Raw genomic sequence first — 23,225 nt, 5'->3', positions numbered from 1 at the left:
CTCTACAATTCCCCTCGAGCGGACTAATTAGTACTCTCTTTTATTCCCCTTCTTCACATACTCCCATTCAACCTCGATATTTTTCCGGACTCTCTGCAGAAGCTGAAATAATAGTTCTGATTCTTGTCCGGAGAACCCGGCTAAGGCAACCCTGTCCGTATGATCCCCTTCTCTTTTCAGAAAAGAGTAAGCCTGATCACCTTTTTCAGTTGTAAACAGCCTGTTGATTTTTTTATTTGTTTCATCATCCTTCTTTTCAATGAAGCCTTGGACTTCAAGCTTCTGCACCGCACGTGCGGCAGTTGTCCGGTCTACCTTGATCATTTCGGACAGCTTCTCCTGAATAATTCCCGGATTCTCATAGATGCGGACGAGATATAAATATTGCCCCTTAGTCAGATCTAATTCCTTGAACTCTATATTACTTATAGAATCCAGTGCCCTCGCAATCATTCCAACCTCACGAAGTATCTCTTTCACTTAATCACCTGCCCGTCCAATAATGTTGTATTTACAACAATAATAAATCTATATATACTAATGAATATCGTTATTTCATTATGGCGTTTCTGGCACAAAAAACAAATATAGAATGGAGTGGGCAAGGATAAGGAAGTCCCGTTTACCTGCGTTTTTCATTTTCAGCTGCGGAATTCTCATCTTAACCCTGGGCGTCTCGCTTACCATCCTATCCGGCCTTGGAGCTTCACCATTTGATGCACTCTTAGTCGGCCTGTCCAGGAATGTTGGCCTTACCGTAGGAAGCTGGGAAGTGCTGATCGCCATCCTCTTGATTGGCTGCAACTCGTGGTTAACCCGGCAGAGGCCGGAAATATTAGGGCTGGTCACTGCATTTATCACAGGTATCGGCATCGACGGCTGGCTTTTCCTTTTACACCATCTGATCGAACCTCATCTGTGGGTCAGTAAAATTGCTTTTTATAGTCTGGGCTTAATCGCCATTGGATTAGGGACTTCGATTTATTTGTATTCAAAATACGCCCCGATTCCGGTAGACCGGCTGACATTAGTACTACAAACGGTAACCGGGCTTAATATACTTTTTACCCGAACCCTCATTTACCTGATTTTCTTAGTTGCCGCACTTATATTCAAGGGGCCGATTGGTATCGGAACTCTGCTTACGATTGGTCTGGGCGGCTTCATTCTTAATTACTTTATGCCACTTACACAGAAGGCCCTGGATCGTCATCTTACACTCAGGAGTGAATAACATGGAGATTAGAATCGATAATTTGACTGGAACTGAAATCATAGCATTGATTAGCGAGCATTTACAGAGCATGTTTGAGCAATCCCCGCCGGAAAGTGTACATGCACTGGATTTGGACAAATTACGGACACCGGAAATCACCTTCTGGAGTGCCTGGGAACACGGCGAGCTATTAGGTTGCGGGGCGCTTAAAGACCTTGGGGACCATCATGGTGAAATCAAATCCATGCGGACTTCTGGCAGGCACCTCAGAAAAGGCGTCGCCTCTGCAATGCTTGCCCACATCCTTAAGGAAGCTGTGCAGCAAGGCTATGTGCGGCTGAGTCTGGAAACCGGATCGACGGAAGGCTTCGAGGCGGCCCGGAAATTATACGAACGATTCGGGTTTGAGACCTGTAGCCCGTTCGGGGATTACATTGAGGACCCTTACAGTGTGTTTATGACGAAGGCATTGTGAAACAACAAATTGGAGTCAGATAGACGATTGAGCTCGTGAGAACGCTGCGCGAACGGATCGTTGTTCCAATCGCTGTTGTGTCCAGATTTTTTTAATTTTCCTTAGCGGTTAAAATCCGGACACAAAGGCGACCGCTGCCGCTTTTCCGCGGGTCGTTCCGTCCTCTCCGCTGTTTAAGCGGAATGCGAATTCCGGTCTTCATAACATAAAAAATGCAAGCCACAAAATGACCAAAAATGCAGAGCAGCGATCCTCCAATAACAAGAGAATCGCTGCTTTTTGTCGTTATAACTTCAAATTAACGGAACTGGCCCGCATCGATGGCTGCCTGCTTCTCATCAAGGATTTCCTGATATCCAGCATCAAGGAAGCTCTTCTTGGCATCTGCATAGGCTGCATCGAATTCAGCTTCCGGAGCCAGAACGGTCTTCACATACAGATCCTGGAACAGCGAGTTCAGATCCGCTTTGTATTCATTAACCTTTTCGAGCACTACACTGAACATGGCATCAGGTGTACGGAATTCCGCAACCTCGTTGTAGTATTTCACCATATCCTCCGCGAGATATTCATAGCCGGCCGGTGACCAGTTACGCAGATTCGATTGGAGGGTCTTCTCTGCATCCGGATATTGCGCAATTTCAGTCACTAGTCCCCAGTAGTCTTTATTGTTGTTCGTGGAGAGGACCGATTCGCCTTTGTAATCCGGGTTCTTCACAGCAATGCCTTCAGCATCAAGTGTATAGTTCTCGCCTTCAATACCGTTCTGGAACTTGAACAGGTTCTCCGGTTGGCTTAGCCATTCGAGGTACATCCAGACGGCAGCGCGCTCTTCATCCGTAGTCTCATAGTTGATGCCCATGATGAAGCCGAACGGCCAGTAAGCGCGTCCTTGAGGCTTGTAACCTTCCGGCACCATTGCATTCGGAGGAATTACCGCAAATTCGGCATCCGGGTTGTTGGCCAGCGTAGCTGCGAATACATCGGCATTGTTGGTCAGATAGAATGCGTAGTTACCCGTTTTGCCGGCAACGAATTCAGATTTGATCTTGTTATCATCACTGCGCAGATAGAACTCTTTATCCACGAGACCGTTATTGTACTGATAGTTCAGATTGCGCAGGAAACGTTCGGTATCAGCGCTGGTGAAGTCAGCAACACTTACATCCGAATACAGGGCACGATATGCCTGATCCACCGGCCATTCACGGAAAGCATAGTTATAGCTGTAGAAGTCCTTAATCAGATTTCCCGCAGTCACACCAAGTCCGGCTTCTTTCCATTTCGCCAGCATCTCATTATACTTCTCCAGGGAGGTCAAATCCTCCACCTTCATGCCAACCTGCTCCACCCAGTCTTTACGGATGATACTGACGAAGTTATCGGCTTCAGGACGTGCAGCGAAGAAGAAGGTATTCTTATCGTCCACTTTACCGTATTGCTGGATCGTTTCACCCAGATTCGCCCAGTAAGTTGGAGCATAATTTTCTATTTCTGCATAATTAAGCGTCTGCATTACATCTTCACCGTAATAAGTAAGCGCTTGAGGCATATCGTAGTGGAAAATAATATCCGGCGCCTTATGCGATGCGAGCAGCTGCTCGTAATCGGTTACTTCACTGCTGCGGGAGATCGGCACGAAATTAACATCGATATTGTATTTGTCACCGAACTCCGCCTGAACCCAGCGGGTGTAATAGTTATCACTTACATTCCAGCCCTCGAAAGCGCGTTCATAGACCGGAATATCAATCGCAACCTTCTCTTTAAAGCCTTGTGAATAATCTGCAAAGCCCTCACTCTGGTTGCTGGAAGCGGCAGGCGTGTCCGTTCCGGCACTCTGTTTATCATTTCCGCCGGAGCATCCGGCAAGCATGCCGGCTGTCATGACAGATGCCATCATTAATGAAGCAAAACCTTTTTTGTTCATCGTAATTCCCCCATTTTTAATTTTCGGCTGCTATTTACTGCTGCTTGCGGAACATACGGCTACTCCTTAACGGCTCCTAGCATAACCCCTTGCACGAAGTATTTCTGAACGAAAGGATACACGCAGAGAATCGGCAGGGTAGCAAACACCACAACGGATGCTTTAAGCACTTCCGGGTTGCTGAGTGATACTGTGGTGGCTTCCAGCTGGAAGCTTTCACTCGCCTGAATGACCAGATAATACAGCTTCAGCTGCAGCGGCCGGAGCGAAGTCTCATGCTTGATGTAGAACAGTGCATCCTGGTAAGCATTCCAGCGTCCAACCGCGTAGAAGAGGGCAAGTGTCGCCATAATCGGTTTGGACAAGGGAAGGACAATACTGAACAGGATTCTGAAATGCCCCGCACCGTCGATGCGCGCCGATTCTTCCAGACTCACCGGAATCCCGTGCGTTAGCGATGTCTTCATAATCAGCAAATTGAAGGCACTGAATGACAAGGGCAGAATCAGTGACCAGATCGTATCCATTAGTCCCAGATTATTAATGTTCATGTAATCCGGGATGATCCCTCCACTAAAGTACATCGTGAACAGGAAAATGAAGGTGATAACCCGGCGGCCCTTGAACTGGGCTCTCGACAACGGATACGCGGCGCATATCGTCAGAATCATTCCCAGAATCGTGAACAGTACGGTGACAATAACCGAGATGTACAGGGAACGAAGGATACTGGCATCCGCGAAGATTTTCTTATACGCTTCGATGGTGAAGCCCTGCGGCCACAGAAAGACCTTATTGGCAATGACGAAGGAGTCAGAGCTCAGGGATTTCGACACGACATGCAGGAACGGCAGCAGACATATTAGTGAAACAACAATTAAGACGAAGCGGATCAGCACATCCCAGATGTCCAAACGTCCTTTACTTAGTGAGGCCGAACGGACTGTTGATGCTCTCATGGTTTCCCTCCTTTCTATAATATTCCATCTTCACCGAGCTTTTTAGCGACGCGATCTGCCGTTATTACAAGAATAATTCCGATAACAGATTGGAATAATCCAAGCGCAGTCGCCCGGCTGAAATTACCGGATTCAATCCCCCAGCGGTATACCAGAACCGGTATGGTTGTTGTGTACTCTGTGGTAGCCTTGTTCTGCAGAGCGAAGATCCGCTCGAACGAGCCCTCCATTACTTTCCCCAGATTCATGATCAGCAGGGTTACGATGGTTGCACGGATAGAAGGTACCGTAATATTCCATACCTTTCTCCAGCGTCCTGCCCCATCGACCGTAGCCGCTTCATACATCTCCGGGTTAATCCCGCTCATCGCCGCCAGGTAGATAATCGTGCCCCAGCCCATACTCTGCCACACACCGATAGCCAGATAGCTGATCAGCCAGTTCGTGTCTTCCTGCAGGAACGGAACGCGGGTACCGCCCATCAGTTCAATCAGATTGTTAATCACGCCGCCGCCTTCACTAAGTAGCTGATAAGCGATAGCCCCGATAATGACCCAGGACAGGAAATGCGGCAAGTACAGCAGCGTCTGATTGATACGTTTGAACCGGATACTTTTGACCTCATTCAGCAGCAGCGCCAGCAGAATCGGCATCGTGAAGCTGAAGCACAGATCCAGAATATTCAGCAGCAGCGTATTGCGGACAGCAGGAGCAAAGTCAGGCTTGGCGAAAATATCCTGGAAGATTTGGAGGCCCACCCATTCACTGCCCCAGAAGCCTTTTGCAATTTTGTAGTCTTTAAAAGCGATTACAAGTCCGGTCATCGGCAGATACTTGAATACGATTACAAAAGACAGTGGAATCAATACCAGGAAATAGAGCTGCCAGTCACGCTTTAAAAAATACCCGGGCCCCTGTTTCTTTCTTAATAGAGCATTTTGATTTGTCTTTGAAGCGTTTGCAACTTTCAAAGTCTCACCTCCTACATCATTTTATCTCTGTGCCAGTTGCATCCACCGGCTTGAGCTCTATGCTATCTCCATTAGCCGGTTTTGAATACGATGAGTAATGCTGCTGGCCATTAAAACTGACAACCACGCGGTTTATAAGGCCTCCGCAGCCGCAATATGATCAAATATGATAGGCTAAAACGTTTTCATTAAGAGTCATGAATTGAATAATTACGGCCAGAAGCAGGCCCTTAGGAGCTTTTGGTCTTGGCTGTTTTGTAGCTGCTCGGCGGCATGCCCTCGTATTTGCGGAAAAACCGGTTGAAGCTCTGTACATTAAAGTAGCCCACCTCTGCCGCAATCTGTTTGATCGTCAGGTCGGTATCCAGCAGTAATTCCTTGGCCTTCTCGATACGCAGCTGATTCAGATAATCAATCATACTCTTGCCGGTTAAGTCATACACAATCTTGCGCATATAGGAGTAGCTGATGCCAAAATCATGGCTCATATCCTTCAATACAATTTCTTCACGGTAATGATCCTGCAAATATTGAATGATCCGTTCCCCATGATTGGCTTCACGGGTACCCCGGTCCAGGTCCTGCACGATTTCTTGGAAGAACCCGTGCAAATATGCCTCAAGCTCATCCAGCGTATCCATCGATGCCAGAAGGGTGTAGATGTTGCCTTTCCCCATAATCATTCTTCCGGTACTGATATGATTCTCACGGAGATGCTTGATCGTCGCACCCAGCAGCTGGTGATAAATGAACATAATGTTATCGTAGGAAATATTCTCTGCTGAGCCGATCTGGCAGCGGATGACCTGAAGCTCCTTAAGTATCCCGTTCAGATCGCCGGCATCCAGGAAGTTGAGAATCCGCCGCTCGCTGCTTTCGGAATCCATATATTTACGGCTGTTCTCCTCTTCGTCCTGCCAGTACATCACGCTTCCGGCTCCCTTAATCATCCGCTGCTTAATCAACTCCATCGCTTCGAATAACCGCTGGGCAACCCTTTCGGGTGCATCTGCCAAGCCGCTTACCCCTATGGTGACCGAATGCCCCAACAGCTCTAGCGACTCCTCCCGGATTCTGTCCAGCGCCTGCTGGATCCGGTCACAACTCTGCTCATCCCCGCCCGGAGCAAAGTTGATTACAATCACAATACAGCCGTCACTATGATAGACAGAACGGGCCAGAACCCCCTCCGGGAACAGGCTCTCGTACTTCGCGTTGAGCAGATATCCGTGATAGCTGCGTGTCTCCAGATTCGTATTGCCAACGTACACTCTGTACTGGTCGATGGAGACCACAGCTACTCTGTAATACAGCTCAGGGAAGATCTCCGTAATCCGGGGCGGAATCTCTCCGCGCAACAGGCGGTGAACAGCGAAGCTGCGGGTGTCCTGTTCGCGCTCCTGCAGCAGCTGGAACAGGCCTTCCTCCTCCTCCTGCATCCGCTTAAACGCTACATTCAGAAAGGCAAGCTCATTCTTATTGACTACCTCCAGATTGCTTTTCGAGCGTATCATCCGGACTAATTGCCGGAGTGGTCTGGACATCCAGGTAGCGAGAAAGACCGCCAGTACCGTTCCCAGCACAATAATAGCTCCGGTAAGCAAAATAATATTCCCCTGCATATCCCGTGATTTGGTCATCAGCTTATCCATCGAGCTCCAGCTTACATTCCACCATCCAGACAATGCCGAGCGGCTCCATGCGTAAACCATCCGGTTGCCGTCCAGCTCGCGGAATGTATAACCTTCACTTGAATCCTGATCCAGGATTTCCTGTAGGAAGGGTTGCTCAAAGCCGTCGGTGAGCAGCAGCGACTTATCACTGTGTGATATTACTTTTCCGTCAGATCCAAGGAGCAGGGAATGGCCGTCCCCGGCCTCTGCCGTATTCAGATATTTGCCGATCTGACTCTCCCGCATATTGACGACAATCAATCCGTCCGTTGTGGAGGAGAGACGATTGAGAGGGTATACATAAGACACCACATGATCGCCCGAGCCCAGCACGCGGGGTACCCACACACCGCTGATTCCTCTCTGGCCTGCCAGTGCTTCGGTTGTCCAGCCCACCTGCTCATACCGCTCCAGCTTCGTAACTGCATTGTCTGTAGAAATAACATAATCGGAGTTATTCAGATAAAAGTATGAGGAATAAACGCCGTCTACACGGCGGTTCAGGTTCAGCAGTTCATTCATCACTGACAAGGCCTTGGTCACATTAGTGTAGCTTGCGTTCACCTCGTCATACGTCTCGAAGCTGCGGATGCGATCAAATACATTGGTTGCAGCCAGACGCGCCGTATCCTGGGCGAGATTGGCCAGTGCATTCTCATTTAACTTGCGGTTGGCATTGAGACCGGCAAGTGCAGATTCACCGATGGCTGTCTCTGAGTTTTCTATGATCTGTGCCCCGCTATACCACGTCAAGATCGCTGCCGGAATGGCCATGATACAGAATAGAATCAATGCCAGCTGTAGCATCATCGGTGTTTTTTTCATGGTGTGCCCCCTGTTCCTACGGTAAATTTATCTAAAATAAAGAAGCCCCGCATACACTGGGCTTCTCTGCTTATACCTTTAGATTGATGAAGAGTAGCTTACCTGCGTAAATACTGTTCTATGATAATACCATAAAATAGGGTTCTCGGTCTGGTCATTTGCTCATAGATTGTCGAACATTGTATGTGTACACATGTACTATCTCCCAAGCTCAGCGTGTACTGGCTTTGTTAAACTTCATTTCAATATTTTCAGCAAATTTCACGCCCTCACCGGCCAAATGTTGTCTCATAAAGAACCCCCCAAGGCCGTTTATCCAAGCTGCCATAGCCAGCAACCGTGAGGGGAAGTCTGCACCAATCGTACAGCTGAATTCACAAGAGTTACGGTCAATAGGCGTAATCTTCATTTCCCATGGCACTCCGACAATGGCGGGTATCCACCGCATGATATAGGCTTCTGTCCGGTCAGAGTAGAACCGCAAATGATCCTCTGCATGCTCTTTTAACTGATAATGCTGAACAATCATCTCATTCCCCATATTCTCCACATTAACCATATAGAACTCACCCTCTTCAAAATAACTGCCCATTGCCTTGTGGCCCTTCGAGAATGATTCATATTCACCTGGAGTCATCTCCGTCACCCATTTATACAAATCCACCTTGTCCGCTGCAATCTGCAATTTAAATTTTTTGGTCATTCTCATTGTTATTCTCCTTCTTTCTTATAATTTCACTAATGAGATCCTCATGCCAATTCATAATCATCTGATAATATTCTTTGCCAAACCTCAACGTCGCGTGTTCGTATACACCCATCTCTTGAATGTGCTTCTCTTCTATTAAAGTAAGCTTGTTGTATTCACTGGCGACAGTGGTGCGGAAGCTGGCAATCAGCCGGGCAACCTCATGCTCGTCAAGATATTTATAGAAGAACAGCTTATTCAAATACTCATAATTGAACGGGGAAAATGTACAGGGTGTCTGTAGCCATTCCATAAACTCACCCTTCCCCTTTTCCGTGATCCGATAGGCTTTCTTGAATCTGCCCTCTTCTACCCCTTCTTCAGCCTTGATCAGCTCCCCCTTTTCCATTTTCTTGAGCATAGGATAGATGCTGCCGAAGCTGGCATCAATAAAGCTGGAGGTGCTGCGCATCATCTTCTGCTTGATTTCATAGCCTGTCATATCCTTGTCGCACAGAAACCCGAGTATTACATATATAAGCATTCATTCCCTCCTTCCTCAGTACGACATATAGCGGGTTTATATATAATGTATTGATATATATCGTTTCGATATATTGAATATATGACTTGTTGGCGTGTTTGTCAATAGCATTTGCTGTGCATTAGTTCTGAGCATTTCAAAAAACAAAAAAATCCAAAAGGATATGATCCCTTTGGATTTCATAAGCAAATATAACCAGATTGGTCCACATTTACACTGTATAGGCCCAAATGTTGTACGTACTGCAACTTAGCTGCCCAGATACCCGGGTGTTCAGACAGATTGTTGTATGAAATACATCAATTGTTTCGCTGAGCTGCTTGAAGGAGAAGAAATGCTGCCTTTTATACAACAATACTGAATTTTAGCCGAGATTATATGGAAAATGTTGTATTATGTGCAGGATTTTATTCCTTACCCATCGTGCTGATATCAATGACAAACCGGTAACGGACATCGGAGGCGAGTACACGTTCCCACGCTTCATCAATCTTGTCGGCAGAGATAACCTCGATCTCAGAGGCAATGTTATGTTCGGCGCAGAAATCAAGCATCTCCTGCGTCTCACGGATTCCGCCAATCATCGATCCGGCAAATGAACGGCGGTGGCCGATCAGCGAGAATACGTTAACGGCCAGCGGATCAGCAGGCGCACCGACATTGACCAAGGTACCATCCAGCGCCAGGAGCGATAGATAAGCATCGATATTAATCTGCGCGCTTACTGTATTTATGATCAGGTCGAACGAACCGGCAAGCTGCTTGAATGTCTCCGCATCGCTAGTCGCATAATAATGATCCGCACCTAGTTGCAAACCGTCTTCCTTCTTCTTCAGTGACTGTGACAGAACCGTAACCTCAGCCCCCATAGCATGAGCGATCTTCACAGCCATGTGTCCAAGTCCGCCAAGACCTACTACGGCTACATTTTTGCCTGGAGCGGCTCCCCAATGGCGAAGCGGTGAATAGGTTGTGATTCCGGCACATAACAGCGGGGCAGCGGCGTCTAGCGGAATAGCGTCTGGAATCCGGACCACGAAGTCCTCTGTCACCACAATATGGGTGGAATACCCGCCCTGTGTATAGTGACCGTACCGGTCGGTAGCTCCATAGGTACCCGTATTTCCATGCAGGCAATACTGCTCCTCGCCTTTATGGCAATTACTGCACTCTCCACAGGAGTCAACCATACAGCCTACTCCTACCCGGTCACCAACGGAATACTTTGTAACTCCGGTACCGACCTGGCTGACAATCCCGGCAATCTCATGGCCTGGAACGAGCGGATACTTGACTGGACCCCACTCCCCGCGGGCGGTATGAATGTCCGAGTGGCAGATCCCGGCGAATTTAATCTCAATCAGAACATCCTGCGGCTGAAGCTCCCGGCGCTCAATGGTCGTTAGCTTGAACGGGCCTTCCTGGCTGAATGTAGCGCGTGCATTAACTTGTATCATGGTGTAACCTCTCTTCTTGTTCATAGTAGAATCCGTAAGGACGACTTTACAAACCATATGATATTACTTAAAGTTAACTCTAAGTCAAGCACAAAATACAATTGAGACTGGAGATTCGTGATGAAGACATACTCTATAACTGAGGCTGCAGAACATTTCAATATGACACCGCATACTCTGCGTTACTATGACAAGGAAGGTCTGATGCCCTTTATCGAAAGGACCTCCAGCGGAAGACGTGTGTTCAAGGAAGCGGATATGGAAGCTCTAAAAATAATTGAATGCCTGAAATCATCCGGGATGCCGATTAAGGAAATCAAACATTTCATTGAGTGGTGCTCTGAGGGAGATTCCACTTTGCAGCAGAGATATGACATGTTCCTGGAGCGGAAAGCCTCAGTTGAAGCACAGATGGAGGAGCTGAAGAAAACGATGGAAGTCATCGAACATAAATGCTCTTATTATAAGACTGCCTTAGACAGCGGTACGGAAGATATTCATAAAACCAAGAAGGTGACAGGCTTTTAACGGGAGAGTGTAAATCGGGAAAAGCGGATTTGGTGGTTCACCCGGCCGGGCGTTCACCCTATACCTGAAGCCGATTCAAGCCTGAACGATGAAAAAGGGACCGCTGGCAAGCTGGACGAAATTGTGGGTGCTCTGATGGGTGATGATCCGGAGGTGTCGGCTCCCGGTATTGCACCGGATCACAAGGATAAACGGGGACCCAAGGACTGAGTATACAACAAAAGGGTAGCCGGGCTTGCAATATTTTGCAGAGCCCGGGCTACCCTTGTTTAATATTAACTCAGCGAAATGGAATCCTCATTTGCTTATGGACCTTTTTTTGCCAGAAGCTTGTTCGTAAAACTCACATTAAAGAAATGAATGATCGGGCCAAGGCCCAGTGCGGACACCAGCGTCCCCAAACCGATGATGCCTCCGAACAGGAAGCAGATCAAAGCACAAAAAGCGTCTGTAAACATCCGGTGCCAGAAATAAGAGATTGCCGGAAACTTATTCCTCATAATCAGGGACAGGCTGTCATAGGGAGCTATTCCCACATCCGACGTCTGATACATGGATACCCCGAAGCTGCAGATCACCACACCAATCGCCACTGTAACCACCCGCTGCCACAATAGCTGAGGTTCGCCGAGCAGCTCCAGCCAGGTACTATGAAAGAAGGTAGCGATGTAACCCAGCAAAATGGCGTTTACGAAAGTTCCGGCTCCAATATACTTCCTTCCCGTGATAAACTCGATTACAAACAACACCAGGTTCAGCAGGATTAGAAAATTCGCATAGGCGAGCCCGCTGGTGTCTGCAAGTGCCATCACCATGCCGCTGAAGGGATCATTCCCCATTCCGGACAGCTTAAAAATGCTGATGCCCATCCCCAGAAACACATTCCCGATAAGCATAATGATCAATCGTTTGGGGTCTACTGAATTCATATATCTTTTCATATAGTTCATCCTACAACCTTAATGCTGACATTCATCTTGACCGGGATTATCCCGTCATCAGCAATAAAAGTGGCAGTGTAAGGTTCATCACGAACCGCATCAGCAGCAGGAGTCCAGCTAAACATACAAGCCTGGCCTGGTACAAAAGAGGAGGTGTCAAAAGTTGCCCCCTCAGGCAGATTGCCCGTTGTTACAGTCATCGGCTCAGCAATCCCCTGTACTGCCGGGTCCTTATCCGGGCTGGTTTCATTATAAATCCTGCCATCCGTCTCCCGGGACGAAGTCTCGAATGCAGGCTGTCTGGCTACAACAGCAAAGGATAGCGTCTCACCTACCTTCACGCTCTGTGCCGGAACAACTGTGAAGAAGGGCCGGAATACCGTTTGAGGCAAAGGATAATTTTCGGTTGCACACGGATATGTATAGCCGTTTCCGGGAATTGCAACAGTTTCATACGGATACAAGCTGTCCTTCGGCGTGCCTGGAGCAGGCGCCTCCACTTCTATCCTTTTGACGGACAGATTGCTGTCCATTGTCACATTCTCAACTGCAGTCTGCTGATACGGATAATCCGGCACATATTCCAGGCCTGCGGGCCGTTTGAAGCAGCTGCTTACCAGTACGACTTCTTCTACCCCCTGTGCATGGCTGGCATGGATATGCTCAAGAGTGCCACTTACAACATCATCGAGCACAATGGGATACCGGGTATCTTCCGTCATATAGCGCAGCTGAATCTCCTTCAGATACAGATTGTCCACATGTCTGGCGTACAGACCATAAGCCGGCAGGATTCCCCAGTTGCTGGGCTCAGGATACACCTCCGGCAGCTCTGGTACATTGAACGGCGCATCCTTCCACGCTCCTGCTTCCGGATTCCATTCCACCCGGGGCAATAACCCTTCATTTTTCAGGAAAAAGGTGTTCACCAGCCACGGCAGCAACTGAATGCTGCGCTTCGGACTGCCGTACCGGGTATATTCCCAGTTCGTATTCAGCTGGCGCTGTTCCACCGCATGCTCCAGACATAGACCACCGCGGTACTCCACTTGAATATTGGAGATCGAGACATTCTTAATCCGGTTGCCTACCAGCCCCATCAGTTCAATGGGATAGCGGGGGTCGACATTCTTAGCGGTAATATTGCGGATGATAATATCGTGAACATTGGCTATACGGCCGCTACCATTGGCATTGCCGTACAGCGACAGCTCGCTTTCCTGTAATTCCTTATTGTAGTCAGGCACATACTTCTTCGAGTGCTCATCGTAGCGGACAGCAAACCATCTGCCGCCCTCTTCATGATAGTTAGCAGGGTTCAACCGGCAAGGCTGCTCAAGGTCTACAACATTAAAAGCAGACACACCGTCCGCAGAAACCTTGCGCGTCCTGTTATAGGCTGGCAGATAGCGCCTTGCCGGATACACCTGATACGGTTCCTTGGCCGGCAGCACCCAGTTAGGCTGGTCCAATCTTACATTTGGTGCTGCATCCCGTGCCGCTATCAACTCTTCCCCAGTGCTATTCCCCGTGACAGGGAAACGTCCCCGGTCTCCTATTTTGATGAAAATAGGCGAGCTGCTGATATCCTCCATCATGGAGTCTTCAAAAATAATATGACTTAAGTCCGCCCCGTCGACGGCCTCAAGGGCAAAACCTCTCGACCGTTTAAACGCTACACGGCGGACCGTGACACAATCATACCCGCAAGTAGATTCCGTACCCAGCTTGACGCGGGCGGTAGGACCGCAGCGGTCTGTTGCAATCAGCTTGTCCTGTGTATACGTTCCCGCATATACGGAGCCTGTGTCGTAGCCGCTAACCACGCAGTCTTCAATCAATACATTGCGGAGCGGCATAAAGATTCCACCGCCATAGGAGGCCTTCAGCACAATAGCATCGTCGGTTAATGAATTGAAGGTGGAATGAACAATGGTCACATTCTCGCAGCAGTCCACATCAAACGCATCCCGGTTCGTATCCACGAGAATATGCCCGACATGCAGATTCTTCACACAGGTTGCTATAATGGCAAAATGGCCGCCGGCCAGGATAGAAAAGTCGCAGAATGCGACATTCTCGCACCGCACCATCGCAATCGCCTTATTGCCGAACCATTCACCGCGGTGACCGGGCTCGTCCCGGCGCAATGGCTCATGCGGGTCCCCGCCCATCAGAACCTGCTCCAGTTCTCCCTCATCATTCAAAGAACTTCCATCCAGCAGCCCGGGCCCATAAATCATCACATTCCGGATATCCGCGCCATAAATCAGGCTGTTGGCAAAGTACGTATGACCGTGATCCTGCAGACCGGCATATAAATTAACCTCAGGCTCTTCATAATTGCCGCCTTCCCCGATCTGCTGCTCATAGGAATGACGGATATCCGTTCTTGCTGCGGAAAGCACGCTCCCTGCCGACAAGTACAGATTAACGCCGCTCCGCAGTCGAATCGTATATACTCTGAAGCTGCCTTCAGGAATAACCACTGTGCCGCCTTCTACAGATGCTGCCTGAATGGCGCGGTTAATTGCCTTGGTATTCTCCACAGGCGCATTCTCCGGACCCGCCCCAAACCCGCGGATATCGAATGTATGCGCTTCCTTAATTAAATAGCCTTTGTCAAAAGGACACCCTGTTGCTTCCGTTACTTGAAACATAATAGCCTCCAATGGATTAGGAACAACCCGAACCGGATCATCCTGGCAGTTTTCTCTTATTATATCTTTTTGCTACTGGATCTACAGCTTCATTCTTTATAAATATTAATAGAATCTACAACATTAGATATCTCCCTTGAACTGCAGGGGGGAGCGCTATTCATCGTCTAACAAATATCATATCCCCTTAGGAGGCAAGACCATGCTGCAAACTTCTACTCAAATAACCGGATACGAAGAAAATAAAGAAAGAACGGCATCTCTGCCGTTCTTTCAATCGCCCGATCCAGGCTATAATTTAAATTAATTTATTTCAAGGTATCCAGCATGGTCTTGATTTGGCCGTTCAGGTTCAAGGCGTTCAGGATCATCGTTAACGCTTCCGCACGGGTAGCATTACCATCCGGTGCAAAGGTGCCGCCGCTGAAGCCGCTGATAATTCCGGCTTGTGCCGCCTGCTCAATGGCGCTGGCCGCTTTGGCTCCTTGAATATCGCTGAAGCCGCCTTTCGCAGCATCTGTTTCCAGGCTTTCCAGATTAATCACCCGGCTAAGTACAATCACCATTTCTTCCCGGGTAATCGTCTGGTGGGGCCGGAACTCGCCATTTGCATAACCATTGATGATGCCCGCAGCTGCAAACTGCTCAATTGCCGTTTTGGCCCAGCTGCTGCCCGTTACATCCTTGAACGATACAGCGCTTGTCCCTTCCACATCAAAGATGCGGGACAGGATACCCACAAATTCGGCGCGGGTAATGGCCTGATTCGGTTTCACCGTTCCATCTGTGTAGCCTTTAATGATATTAAGCTTGAGGAGCATGTCGATTGTTTTCGCTGCCCAATGTCCCTTCACATCTGCCGGTTGTTGGAAGCTGGCGGCAGGTGTGGCCGAAGATACCAGAGTCTGTACTTTGCTGACCACCGCTTGAGGACTTACTACCTTTGTGTTAAATACTTCAGTTACTGATGGAGTGGACGGCTGTACAGGCATACTGGTGTCTGCTATGCTGCCAGTGATGATTGTTCCGGTTGTAGTATTTGTACTCGTTCCGGTGTTAGTAGTTGTATTTCCACTGGAATAGTTTCCACCGGATGTATTTCCTCCAGACGTGCTTTCTCCTGGTGTCTCTACTTCAGGCGCGCTTCCTCCTGGTGTTTCTCCTCCAGGCGTACCTCCTCCTGGTGTTTCTCCTCCAGGCGTACCTCCTCCCGGTGTGTCTCCTCCAGACGTGCCTCCTCCTGGTGTCTCTCCTCCAGGCGTGCCTCCTCCCGGTGTTTCTCCTCCGGTTGGATCTCCCGCTTCAACCATCACCCATTGACTATACTTAGCTCCTGCATAGAAGATGAACATTTGGGCCATACCGGGAGATATCCCGGTTACTATCCCATCCTTAACTGTATACACAGCGGGATTAGAACTAACCCAAACCGCATCCTGCGTAGCATCTTTTTGCGAGTTACCTGCATACTTCACAGTTGCCGTAAAAGCATACGTACCGCCCACTTTCACAACATTCGAAGCCGATTCGCCCGCAATCCCAAATGCCATGATACCAGTGTCTGGTGTATACACTATGGCATTAATTTTTGCTTCGAAATTGTTATGTCTGGCCGTTATTACAGATACGCCTTTGGCTATCCCGGTAACAAAGCCTTGGTCATCAACCGTAGCGACCGATTCGTCAGAGGAAGACCATTGTACGTCTTCACCTGAGAGTGACTCCTCCGAACCATTGCTGAATTTCTGATACACCGCTATCGGTTGTTTACCGGCTGGCGCAAGCAAAAGATTATCATTTGGAATCAGACTGATCCCTACTTCTGTCTTGGAAGGGACTCCCGGATTGGTTGAACCGCCACCAGATCCTGCCCCAGGATCGGTCGGTGTTCCTCCGTTACCGGGATCGGTCGGTGTTCCCGTACCGGGTTCGGTACCTCCGCCGGTTGTGTCTTTCACTTCAACAGAAACCCATTGCTCAAACTTTACGCTTGAGTAGACAGCAGTCAATTTTGCCGATCCGGGTGCTACACCCGTTACAACGCCATTATTTACTGTGAAAATGTCCGGATTTGAACTGATCCACACGGAATCGTTTGTAACATTTTTGGAAGGACCGTCATAATACTCAGCGGTTGCTGTAAAGGCGTCTGTCTCTCCAACCTTTACGATATTCAAATCTGAGGTACCCCTAACCTTATAATCTTTCATCCCCAGATCCAGGACATACACGATAACTTCGGTCTCAGCTTCATAACCATTATATCGTGCTGTTATCGTGGCAACACCTTTGCTAATCCCTGTAATTTGCCCGTCCTGAACTTTAGCAACGGACTCGTCAGAGGAAGACCAGGTTACTGCAGAGGCTGCAAGTTCTTCCTGCGTGTCATCGCTAAACGTTCTTGAGGCGGTTACATGCCGGTCGACGTTTTCTCCAACCGTCAGCTCCGTAGAACTGAGGACAATACCGCTTTCAGTCTTGGAAGGAGTTGTATTGGATTCTCCTGAAACTTCAACAGTAACCATTCTTTGATAACCATGATAACTGGCAGTAATAGTCGCTATCCCTGCGGCATGAGCAGTAATTCTGCCATCTTCGCCAAAACTGGCGACAGATGCGTCTGAGCTGGACCACTCAATTTCGGATAAATCAAGCGGATCTATTTTATCATTCATATAACGTTTATAGGCTAAAATATCTTTATAATCACCAATCTTGAAAATAAGATAAGAAGCATTAAGAAGTAAGTCATGTTCTATATTAACTTCTCCTTGAGGCTGTGCAATAACAAATGTCAGGGAATCTGTGAACCCTTCATAACTGCCTGTGATCTGATAGCTGCCTGACTCCCACGCTGTCAACCACCCGTTATTCATATAAGCTTTACCGCTGTTTGACGACCATTCCACATCTTTAGTGATTTCAACCGTACTGTCATCACTGTAGTAGGCTGTCCCTGTAACTTTAATGACATCACCAACAGTTATGTTTGTCGTGTACGTATCCAATCTGAAATCAGTGAGTGTTGCAGCCGGAGTTCCCGGACCGCTTGGATCTGTCGGCTGTGTTGGGCCTGCTGGCCCCGGGTTCGTTGCCAGCACTACCTCTGCAGGGTGTAAAGCCACTTCTGATGGATCAAGGTGCCCCACTCCATATTCCTGCAAATAAGTGATTTGCGGATTCAATTTAATTAAGTGATCTGCATCATCAGGCGCATTGTCTAGTGCCTTTAGTTTAAAAGATAACAGCTCCGTATCCGAATACAGTGCTGCAGGTTCAATAAGCGCGTCGACCGAAAACTGGACCTCGTTATATCCCTCCGGAACATAGTTTCCTGCCTCATAAGATAAATCTGTGGGTGCTGAATAATTATAAGCTGATTTATCGAGGGTGCCTCCAGGAGAATAGGCTTCCTCTTTAAATATGCGCATTCCGTCTTGCTCTGTAACATAGTCATCTGCACTCAAAAACCTGGGATCATAATCGAGAGCAATAAATACATTTGAAAGACCTGCAGCAGTTACGCCGCCAATATTCTTTACGGAAACAGTGACGGTTACTTCATCTCCTGGCGAATAGGATTGCTTATCTGCCGAGACTATTATTGACACCTGGCTATTCGTACCCGCATGCACTACCGTTCCAAACAATGATGCCACCAGCATAAAAGCCATAACGGCTGATATCATACGCTTGGCTTTTCTTTTAAATAAACTCCCCATCCTGTTCCCTCCACAATAAATTATACGAATCCCCCGATCCAATCACCGAATCTCCCAATCATTCGACAAAAGGCTCCAACACTCATTCTATTCGACAATTCTTACAAAACGCTTACAGGAAACCTTTCATAAACACGCATTGCCGGGTTACACAAAAAACTCTGAGCGTCCTTCCGGGTACGAAAGGTCTCAGAGTTATTGAAGAGCAGTGAGTATGGAGTTCCTCATCAGGAGTCCTTCATGAGTTCCTGGAGCAGCGATTCAAGATACGCGGGCGGCTCAACGCCGACTTCCTGCTGCAAGGCTGTTTTCATTTTATCGTAATGCTTATAAAAAGCTGCCCGGTCCTTCCAGTGCAGATAGATGCGGAGGATCAGCTCATGCGCCTCTTCATCGTAGGGAACAAGGGACAGCATAAAATTCAGGAAGTCATGGGCCAGCCGGAATTCCCCAGCCTTGATATAAGAACGTGCGACTGCTATAGACATCTCTCTGAAGCTCAGATCCGCCTGCTCCCTTGCGCTCTCACACCACGGGTAATCCTTATATCCGAATAAAGGCCTTCTGTAATGCCTGAGAATACGCTCCGCATCTGCAGCCATGCTGGCAAGCCGTGTTGTCCCTTCCTTCTTCAATTCTTCAAAGCGGATATAGTCACACTCTCCAAGCAGCTGAAAATAATAATGGCCTTTTTTGGAGGTTAACTGGATGGAGAGTCCGCTTTCCAGCAAAGTTTTTTTCATCCGGAATACTGTCGTATGCAAGTTCTGCTCTGCCTTATGGGGATCATGCTCCGGCCACAGGCTCTCGCAAATGACCCATTTAGAAACATTCGTATTCCTGTGAATGAGCAGAAAAGCCAGCAGCTCCTCCGCCTTAGCGGTCGGAAAATCTACAGGCCCGGTTCCACTTGAATGGTGAACATGAAAATGTCCGAAACATTCTATTTGCGGAGTGGAGCGGCCAATACTTTGGTTAATCCGGGTATGGCCTTTCCGCCTGTTGAGCCGTTTGAGGGTACGTGCCAAAGCATCCTCATCAACCGGCTTGAGCAGGTAATCGACAGCATTTACGCGGAAGGCCTCCAGTGCATATTGATCATAAGCCGTAATAAATACAATTTCCACGTGCTCGTCTAGCTCAATTAAGGAAGCGGCCAATTCCAGCCCGTTCATTCCGGGCATATCAATATCCAGAAAGACCGCATCAGGTCTTAGACAGGTGAAGTCATGCAATAGGTCTGTATATTTGGTAAACGCCCCAACCACTTCGACATCGTCACGGCACTCCAGAATTTGCACAAGCCGCTGGACCGCCAGCCGTTCATCGTCAACAATTGCAACTCTCATGAATGATCCTTCCCTCTTCTAAGGCTTACGCGTAATGCTGAATTTTGAACTGAAACCGAACGCTTGTCCATTCCCCTTCTTCACTGGATACCTGCAATGCTTCTCCATAGAAATGCTTCAGTCTCCGCTGAATATTTACGAGTCCAACTCCCCTTCTTTCGGAAGAAGCCCTTTCGCTTGTCCATAAGGCTTGGATTCCCGTCTCACTGATACCGCCCCCGTTATCCCACACCTCCACATAAACCGTATCCTTGTCCAGGGAGATGGAGATTCTGACCGTTCCTCCCTCCATTTTCTTCGTTACCCCATGCCGGATAGCGTTCTCTACCAAAGGCTGTATCGTCAGCGGCAAAATCTTCCGCTTCAGAACCTGCGGGTCCACATCATATACAACCGTAAGCCTCTCCTCAAACCGGGCTTCCTCGATCTGCACGTAAGCATCGACCAGCTGTAATTCGTCCTCGATCCGGACAAAGCTGTCAGGCTTCGGGTCAAAGCTTCTTCTTAAGTAATAGCTTAAATGCATAATCAGCTTCTCCGCACGCGCGCCGTCTGTCCGGCATAAGGCAATAATCGAGTTCAAGGAATTGAACAAGAAATGCGGTTTGATCTGCGACTGGAGAAAATCCACCTCTGCCTTCAAAGCTTCTTCCACTGACTTCTTAAGCTTCAGGAGCGTTTCCGTTCTGGCCCTGACCTCTGCAGCATCAAACGGCTTGATGATATAATCATTCGCCCCTGCCTTGAAGCCGGCAGCAATATCGCTATTGCCGTAACGCGCCGTCAGCAATATAACAGGCAGCTCAAACAGGGAATATTGCCCGCGGATCTCTCTGCAGACTTCAACCCCCGACATTTTGGGCATCATTACATCGAGCAGAACCAGGTCGATATCAGAGCGCTTCTCTAACATTTCCAAGGCCTCCAGCCCGTTGGTCGCCCAGATGACCTGATAAGGCTCATTGGCAAAAACCTGGGACAGGACCTGAAGATTGGATGGTTCGTCGTCAACGGCCAGCAGTGTGAAGGTGCTCTTGCTCCGGCCTGGTAATTCCGCCATGCCCCATTCTTCGCTTATGGAGGCAGATTCCTTGGCTGCTTCGTAATCCGGGAGTGAATTCCGGGCTGCTTCGGCAACCGGAAGTGTAAAAGCGATGCCCGTCCCCTGCTCCGGTTCTGACCACTCTACCTTGATGGTACCGTCCATTAAATGCAGCAGCTTCCTGCAGATAAACAACCCCAGTCCTGTTCCCCCGTACTCCTCAGGAGAGTGTGCTTGCTCAAAGGGCTGGAATATATCCTCCCAGTCAGATAAGCTCATCCCCACTCCGGTATCCTCCACCACAACTTTGACCTGACCCTCTATCACCTGAGCATGAATCGTAATCATACCCTCATGAGTAAATTTCACCGCATTGCCGACCAGATTATGGATAATTTGCCTGAGCCGGTCCTCATCCGCATAGACGAAGGGCAGATGCTCCGGTACGGCATTGATAAACCTGATTTTTTTACCAGTAATCAAACCCTGGAATAAATCGAACACGAGGGAGACGGACACACGGACATCCACACCGGTTAGTTGAACCTTTAGCTCGTTGCGTTTGATTTTCTCCAGATCCAGAATGTCATGAACCAGTCCCGAGAGCCTTCTGGAGGTATCTCTGATCAGGGACAGATTCTGGATATGACTTGCGCTGAGTTCTCCGGCTTCTGCATCTGCTCCGGCTCCTGTCTCCAGCATAGATTGGGATAAATTAATGATTCCGTGAAGCGGAGTCTGGAATTCGTGAGAAGTATGCAGCAGGAACTCGTCTTTCTGCTTATCCGCCTGCTGTAGCATTACAGCCATTCCTTCTATCGTCTTATACGCTTCCGAATACCGGTAAGACAGGAGGAAGGAGGCCAGAAAACAAAAAATCAATATGGAGCAGTATCCTATGGTGTAAGTGGGTGTCAGGCTGCTCAGATACAACCCGTAATCAAACAGCCCTATTACATATCCGCCTAAGGCCAATATAAAGAGGAGCAGTGTCCGTTTGCTGAATTCTCCATACCTGCCCTTCAGGTATGAATGAAGCATCAATCCCAGAATGATGACATAGATAAATAGCTGCAGATAGCTGAATACCGCATTGAAACGCGAATACCATTGAAACGGCGTGAGCAGCACAAAGCCGATGTACAATGCCGTCACACCGACAACACTATTAATTAACCACTCAGGAATCATGCTTTTACACATAGTCTTAATAAACATAACCATCGTGATCAGGGAGAGATACAGCGATACGGCTTGAATCTTATAATAAATCTCATGCGGCAGATTCACATACTCAACCAGAATCCGGTCACCGTTGCTGGCAAAAGACCAGGCGATAATGATGCAGCTGAGTCCGAAATAAAGAAGTCCTTTTTCTTCTCTCCGTATAATAAACACACTAAGCTGATAGCACCCGAGCATAAGGAGCGATACAATCAGAATTAAATTGAGAATGGTTGTATGGGTATTCAGCTTAAGAATTCCCCCGGCGCTCCCGAAATAAAGGCTATAAGGAATCCCGCCCTGCGAATTCTCGTAATTTGCTGCATGGATGATGATCTCCGCCGTATCTCCCTGTACCGTAAAAAAGGCATTGTACGGTTTATTCTCATACCTATACAGGCTTTCGGATTCCGCGGGCTTACCGCTGCCGGCAACCCTGTTCCCGTTCACGTAGATCTCGCTGGCCATGCGGATGTTGGATATTCTAAGCCCATACATCGTTGCCGAAGGCTCAAGCTTAACCTTTAGACGGTAGGTAACGGCTCCTTGGCTGTTTAGGCCCCCGTCTTCATTCGCATGCTTCCAAAAACCGGGTACCTGCATATATCCAGGAGAAACAGCTGGTTCTGCTCCCGGCCTCAGCAGCTGATCCCAATAAAACTCCCATTGTCCATCCAGCGAAACGACCTGTTCTCCCTGAAAATCCCATGCGCTCAAATCTAGTACACCATGCCGGGCGGTAGCGGGGTTCTGGGCTTTATGATCAGAGGCTTTCACTAGGCCGAATAATATAGCAAAACATCCGAGGCCCACTACAATCAGGCCCATCAGCATTTTTCTCATTTTGTGGATCTACTCCGTTTCTCAGCCTTATCTTTATTCATTTTAATGCAGGTTTAGTTCCATCATATCATCTGTACCATTCAGCGGCATGTCCTTTTCTTGTGCATGCTCTATTACGATTCTCCATAGGAACAATTCGTAGAAATTGTGAAGATTCCGCAGATTAATTAATTGAAAT

Annotated in this window: 16 protein-coding genes; 3 read left to right on the top strand and 13 right to left on the bottom strand. The window is 48.3% G+C overall.

Annotated features, from left to right (window positions below):
- Window positions 1–27: 27 nt before the first annotated feature.
- Window positions 28–480, bottom strand: a complete 453-nt coding sequence (locus tag GC101_RS08765; protein ID WP_042134644.1) for a MarR family winged helix-turn-helix transcriptional regulator — start codon at window positions 478–480, stop codon at window positions 28–30.
- 112 nt (window positions 481–592) lie between these two features.
- Here GC101_RS08765 and GC101_RS08760 point away from each other — a divergent pair, with 112 nt between their 5' ends.
- Together GC101_RS08760 and GC101_RS08755 are read left to right on the top strand one after the other, a co-directional pair.
- Entirely contained in the window at window positions 593–1,234 is a 642-nt protein-coding gene (locus GC101_RS08760; RefSeq protein WP_171716909.1) for a YczE/YyaS/YitT family protein, read from the top strand.
- A gap of 1 nt (window position 1,235) precedes the next feature.
- The gene (locus tag GC101_RS08755) at window positions 1,236–1,691 is read left to right on the top strand and encodes a GNAT family N-acetyltransferase (RefSeq protein ID WP_171716908.1); all 456 of its coding nucleotides are present in this window, start codon (window positions 1,236–1,238) and stop codon (window positions 1,689–1,691) included.
- Between the two features lie 298 nt (window positions 1,692–1,989).
- Here GC101_RS08755 and GC101_RS08750 read toward each other — a convergent pair whose 3' ends face one another.
- From GC101_RS08750 to GC101_RS08720, 7 genes are all read right to left on the bottom strand, one after another.
- Window positions 1,990–3,621, bottom strand: coding sequence for a type 2 periplasmic-binding domain-containing protein (locus GC101_RS08750; RefSeq protein WP_171716907.1), 1,632 nt, complete (start codon window positions 3,619–3,621; stop codon window positions 1,990–1,992).
- Between the two features lie 59 nt (window positions 3,622–3,680).
- A complete protein-coding gene (locus tag GC101_RS08745) occupies window positions 3,681–4,580 on the bottom strand; it encodes a carbohydrate ABC transporter permease (protein ID WP_171716906.1) in 900 nt (299 codons plus the stop codon).
- A 14-nt stretch (window positions 4,581–4,594) separates the two neighbouring features.
- Window positions 4,595–5,551, bottom strand: a complete 957-nt coding sequence (locus GC101_RS08740; RefSeq protein WP_042134638.1) for an ABC transporter permease — start codon at window positions 5,549–5,551, stop codon at window positions 4,595–4,597.
- A gap of 230 nt (window positions 5,552–5,781) precedes the next feature.
- Window positions 5,782–8,049 carry a helix-turn-helix domain-containing protein gene (locus GC101_RS08735; protein ID WP_171716905.1) on the bottom strand — a complete coding sequence of 756 codons (2,268 nt, stop codon included), beginning with the start codon at window positions 8,047–8,049 and terminating at the stop codon, window positions 5,782–5,784.
- Window positions 8,050–8,260: 211 nt separating this feature from the next.
- On the bottom strand, window positions 8,261–8,752 hold the full coding sequence (locus GC101_RS08730; RefSeq protein ID WP_246354236.1) for a hypothetical protein: 492 nt from the start codon (window positions 8,750–8,752) through the stop codon (window positions 8,261–8,263).
- Entirely contained in the window at window positions 8,736–9,281 is a 546-nt protein-coding gene (locus tag GC101_RS08725; RefSeq protein WP_171716903.1) for a PadR family transcriptional regulator, read from the bottom strand. Before GC101_RS08725 ends, GC101_RS08730 begins: the two co-directional genes overlap by 17 nt.
- Before the next feature lie 407 nt (window positions 9,282–9,688).
- Window positions 9,689–10,738 (bottom strand): NAD(P)-dependent alcohol dehydrogenase, encoded by a 1,050-nt coding sequence (locus tag GC101_RS08720; protein ID WP_171716902.1) that lies wholly within the window; start codon window positions 10,736–10,738, stop codon window positions 9,689–9,691.
- A 120-nt stretch (window positions 10,739–10,858) separates the two neighbouring features.
- Between GC101_RS08720 and GC101_RS08715 the strand changes: the two genes are divergently transcribed.
- Window positions 10,859–11,266: a MerR family transcriptional regulator gene (locus GC101_RS08715; protein ID WP_171716901.1), complete on the top strand. Its 408-nt coding sequence runs from the start codon at window positions 10,859–10,861 to the stop codon at window positions 11,264–11,266.
- 305 nt (window positions 11,267–11,571) lie between these two features.
- On the opposite strand, the gene GC101_RS08710 is transcribed toward GC101_RS08715, so the two are convergent.
- The 5 genes from GC101_RS08710 to GC101_RS08690 form a co-directional block, all read right to left on the bottom strand.
- Window positions 11,572–12,207 (bottom strand): YczE/YyaS/YitT family protein, encoded by a 636-nt coding sequence (locus GC101_RS08710; protein ID WP_171716900.1) that lies wholly within the window; start codon window positions 12,205–12,207, stop codon window positions 11,572–11,574.
- 5 nt (window positions 12,208–12,212) lie between these two features.
- Window positions 12,213–14,867, bottom strand: a complete 2,655-nt coding sequence (locus GC101_RS08705; RefSeq protein WP_171716899.1) for a glycoside hydrolase family 28 protein — start codon at window positions 14,865–14,867, stop codon at window positions 12,213–12,215.
- Window positions 14,868–15,175: 308 nt separating this feature from the next.
- Window positions 15,176–18,589 carry an S-layer homology domain-containing protein gene (locus GC101_RS08700; RefSeq protein WP_171716898.1) on the bottom strand — a complete coding sequence of 1,138 codons (3,414 nt, stop codon included), beginning with the start codon at window positions 18,587–18,589 and terminating at the stop codon, window positions 15,176–15,178.
- Between the two features lie 227 nt (window positions 18,590–18,816).
- Window positions 18,817–19,938 carry a response regulator gene (locus tag GC101_RS08695; RefSeq protein ID WP_171716897.1) on the bottom strand — a complete coding sequence of 374 codons (1,122 nt, stop codon included), beginning with the start codon at window positions 19,936–19,938 and terminating at the stop codon, window positions 18,817–18,819.
- Window positions 19,939–19,963: 25 nt separating this feature from the next.
- Entirely contained in the window at window positions 19,964–23,047 is a 3,084-nt protein-coding gene (locus GC101_RS08690; protein WP_171716896.1) for an ATP-binding protein, read from the bottom strand.
- Window positions 23,048–23,225: the final 178 nt, after the last annotated feature.

It is taken from the genome of Paenibacillus phytohabitans (assembly GCF_013141775.1).
In the GTDB taxonomy this organism is placed as follows: domain Bacteria; phylum Bacillota; class Bacilli; order Paenibacillales; family Paenibacillaceae; genus Paenibacillus_AQ; species Paenibacillus_AQ phytohabitans.
The sequence above is the reverse complement of the archived record's forward strand: the minus strand, read 5'-3'. Positions and strand labels throughout refer to the sequence as shown.

Excerpts from the sequence above, each read along its gene's own strand:
- GC101_RS08725 (WP_171716903.1), bottom strand. The coding sequence starts at position 9,281 with ATGCTTATATATGTAATACTCGGGTTTCTGTGCGACAAGGATATGACA.
- GC101_RS08755 (WP_171716908.1), top strand. The coding sequence starts at position 1,236 with ATGGAGATTAGAATCGATAATTTGACTGGAACTGAAATCATAGCATTG.
- GC101_RS08700 (WP_171716898.1), bottom strand. The coding sequence starts at position 18,589 with ATGGGGAGTTTATTTAAAAGAAAAGCCAAGCGTATGATATCAGCCGTT.
- GC101_RS08750 (WP_171716907.1), bottom strand. The coding sequence starts at position 3,621 with ATGAACAAAAAAGGTTTTGCTTCATTAATGATGGCATCTGTCATGACA.
- GC101_RS08720 (WP_171716902.1), bottom strand. The coding sequence starts at position 10,738 with ATGATACAAGTTAATGCACGCGCTACATTCAGCCAGGAAGGCCCGTTC.
- GC101_RS08710 (WP_171716900.1), bottom strand. The coding sequence starts at position 12,207 with ATGAAAAGATATATGAATTCAGTAGACCCCAAACGATTGATCATTATG.
- GC101_RS08730 (WP_246354236.1), bottom strand. The coding sequence starts at position 8,752 with ATGACCAAAAAATTTAAATTGCAGATTGCAGCGGACAAGGTGGATTTG.
- GC101_RS08760 (WP_171716909.1), top strand. The coding sequence starts at position 593 with ATGGAGTGGGCAAGGATAAGGAAGTCCCGTTTACCTGCGTTTTTCATT.
- GC101_RS08705 (WP_171716899.1), bottom strand. The coding sequence starts at position 14,867 with ATGTTTCAAGTAACGGAAGCAACAGGGTGTCCTTTTGACAAAGGCTAT.
- GC101_RS08690 (WP_171716896.1), bottom strand. The coding sequence starts at position 23,047 with ATGAGAAAAATGCTGATGGGCCTGATTGTAGTGGGCCTCGGATGTTTT.
- GC101_RS08715 (WP_171716901.1), top strand. The coding sequence starts at position 10,859 with ATGAAGACATACTCTATAACTGAGGCTGCAGAACATTTCAATATGACA.
- GC101_RS08695 (WP_171716897.1), bottom strand. The coding sequence starts at position 19,938 with ATGAGAGTTGCAATTGTTGACGATGAACGGCTGGCGGTCCAGCGGCTT.
- GC101_RS08745 (WP_171716906.1), bottom strand. The coding sequence starts at position 4,580 with ATGAGAGCATCAACAGTCCGTTCGGCCTCACTAAGTAAAGGACGTTTG.
- GC101_RS08735 (WP_171716905.1), bottom strand. The coding sequence starts at position 8,049 with ATGAAAAAAACACCGATGATGCTACAGCTGGCATTGATTCTATTCTGT.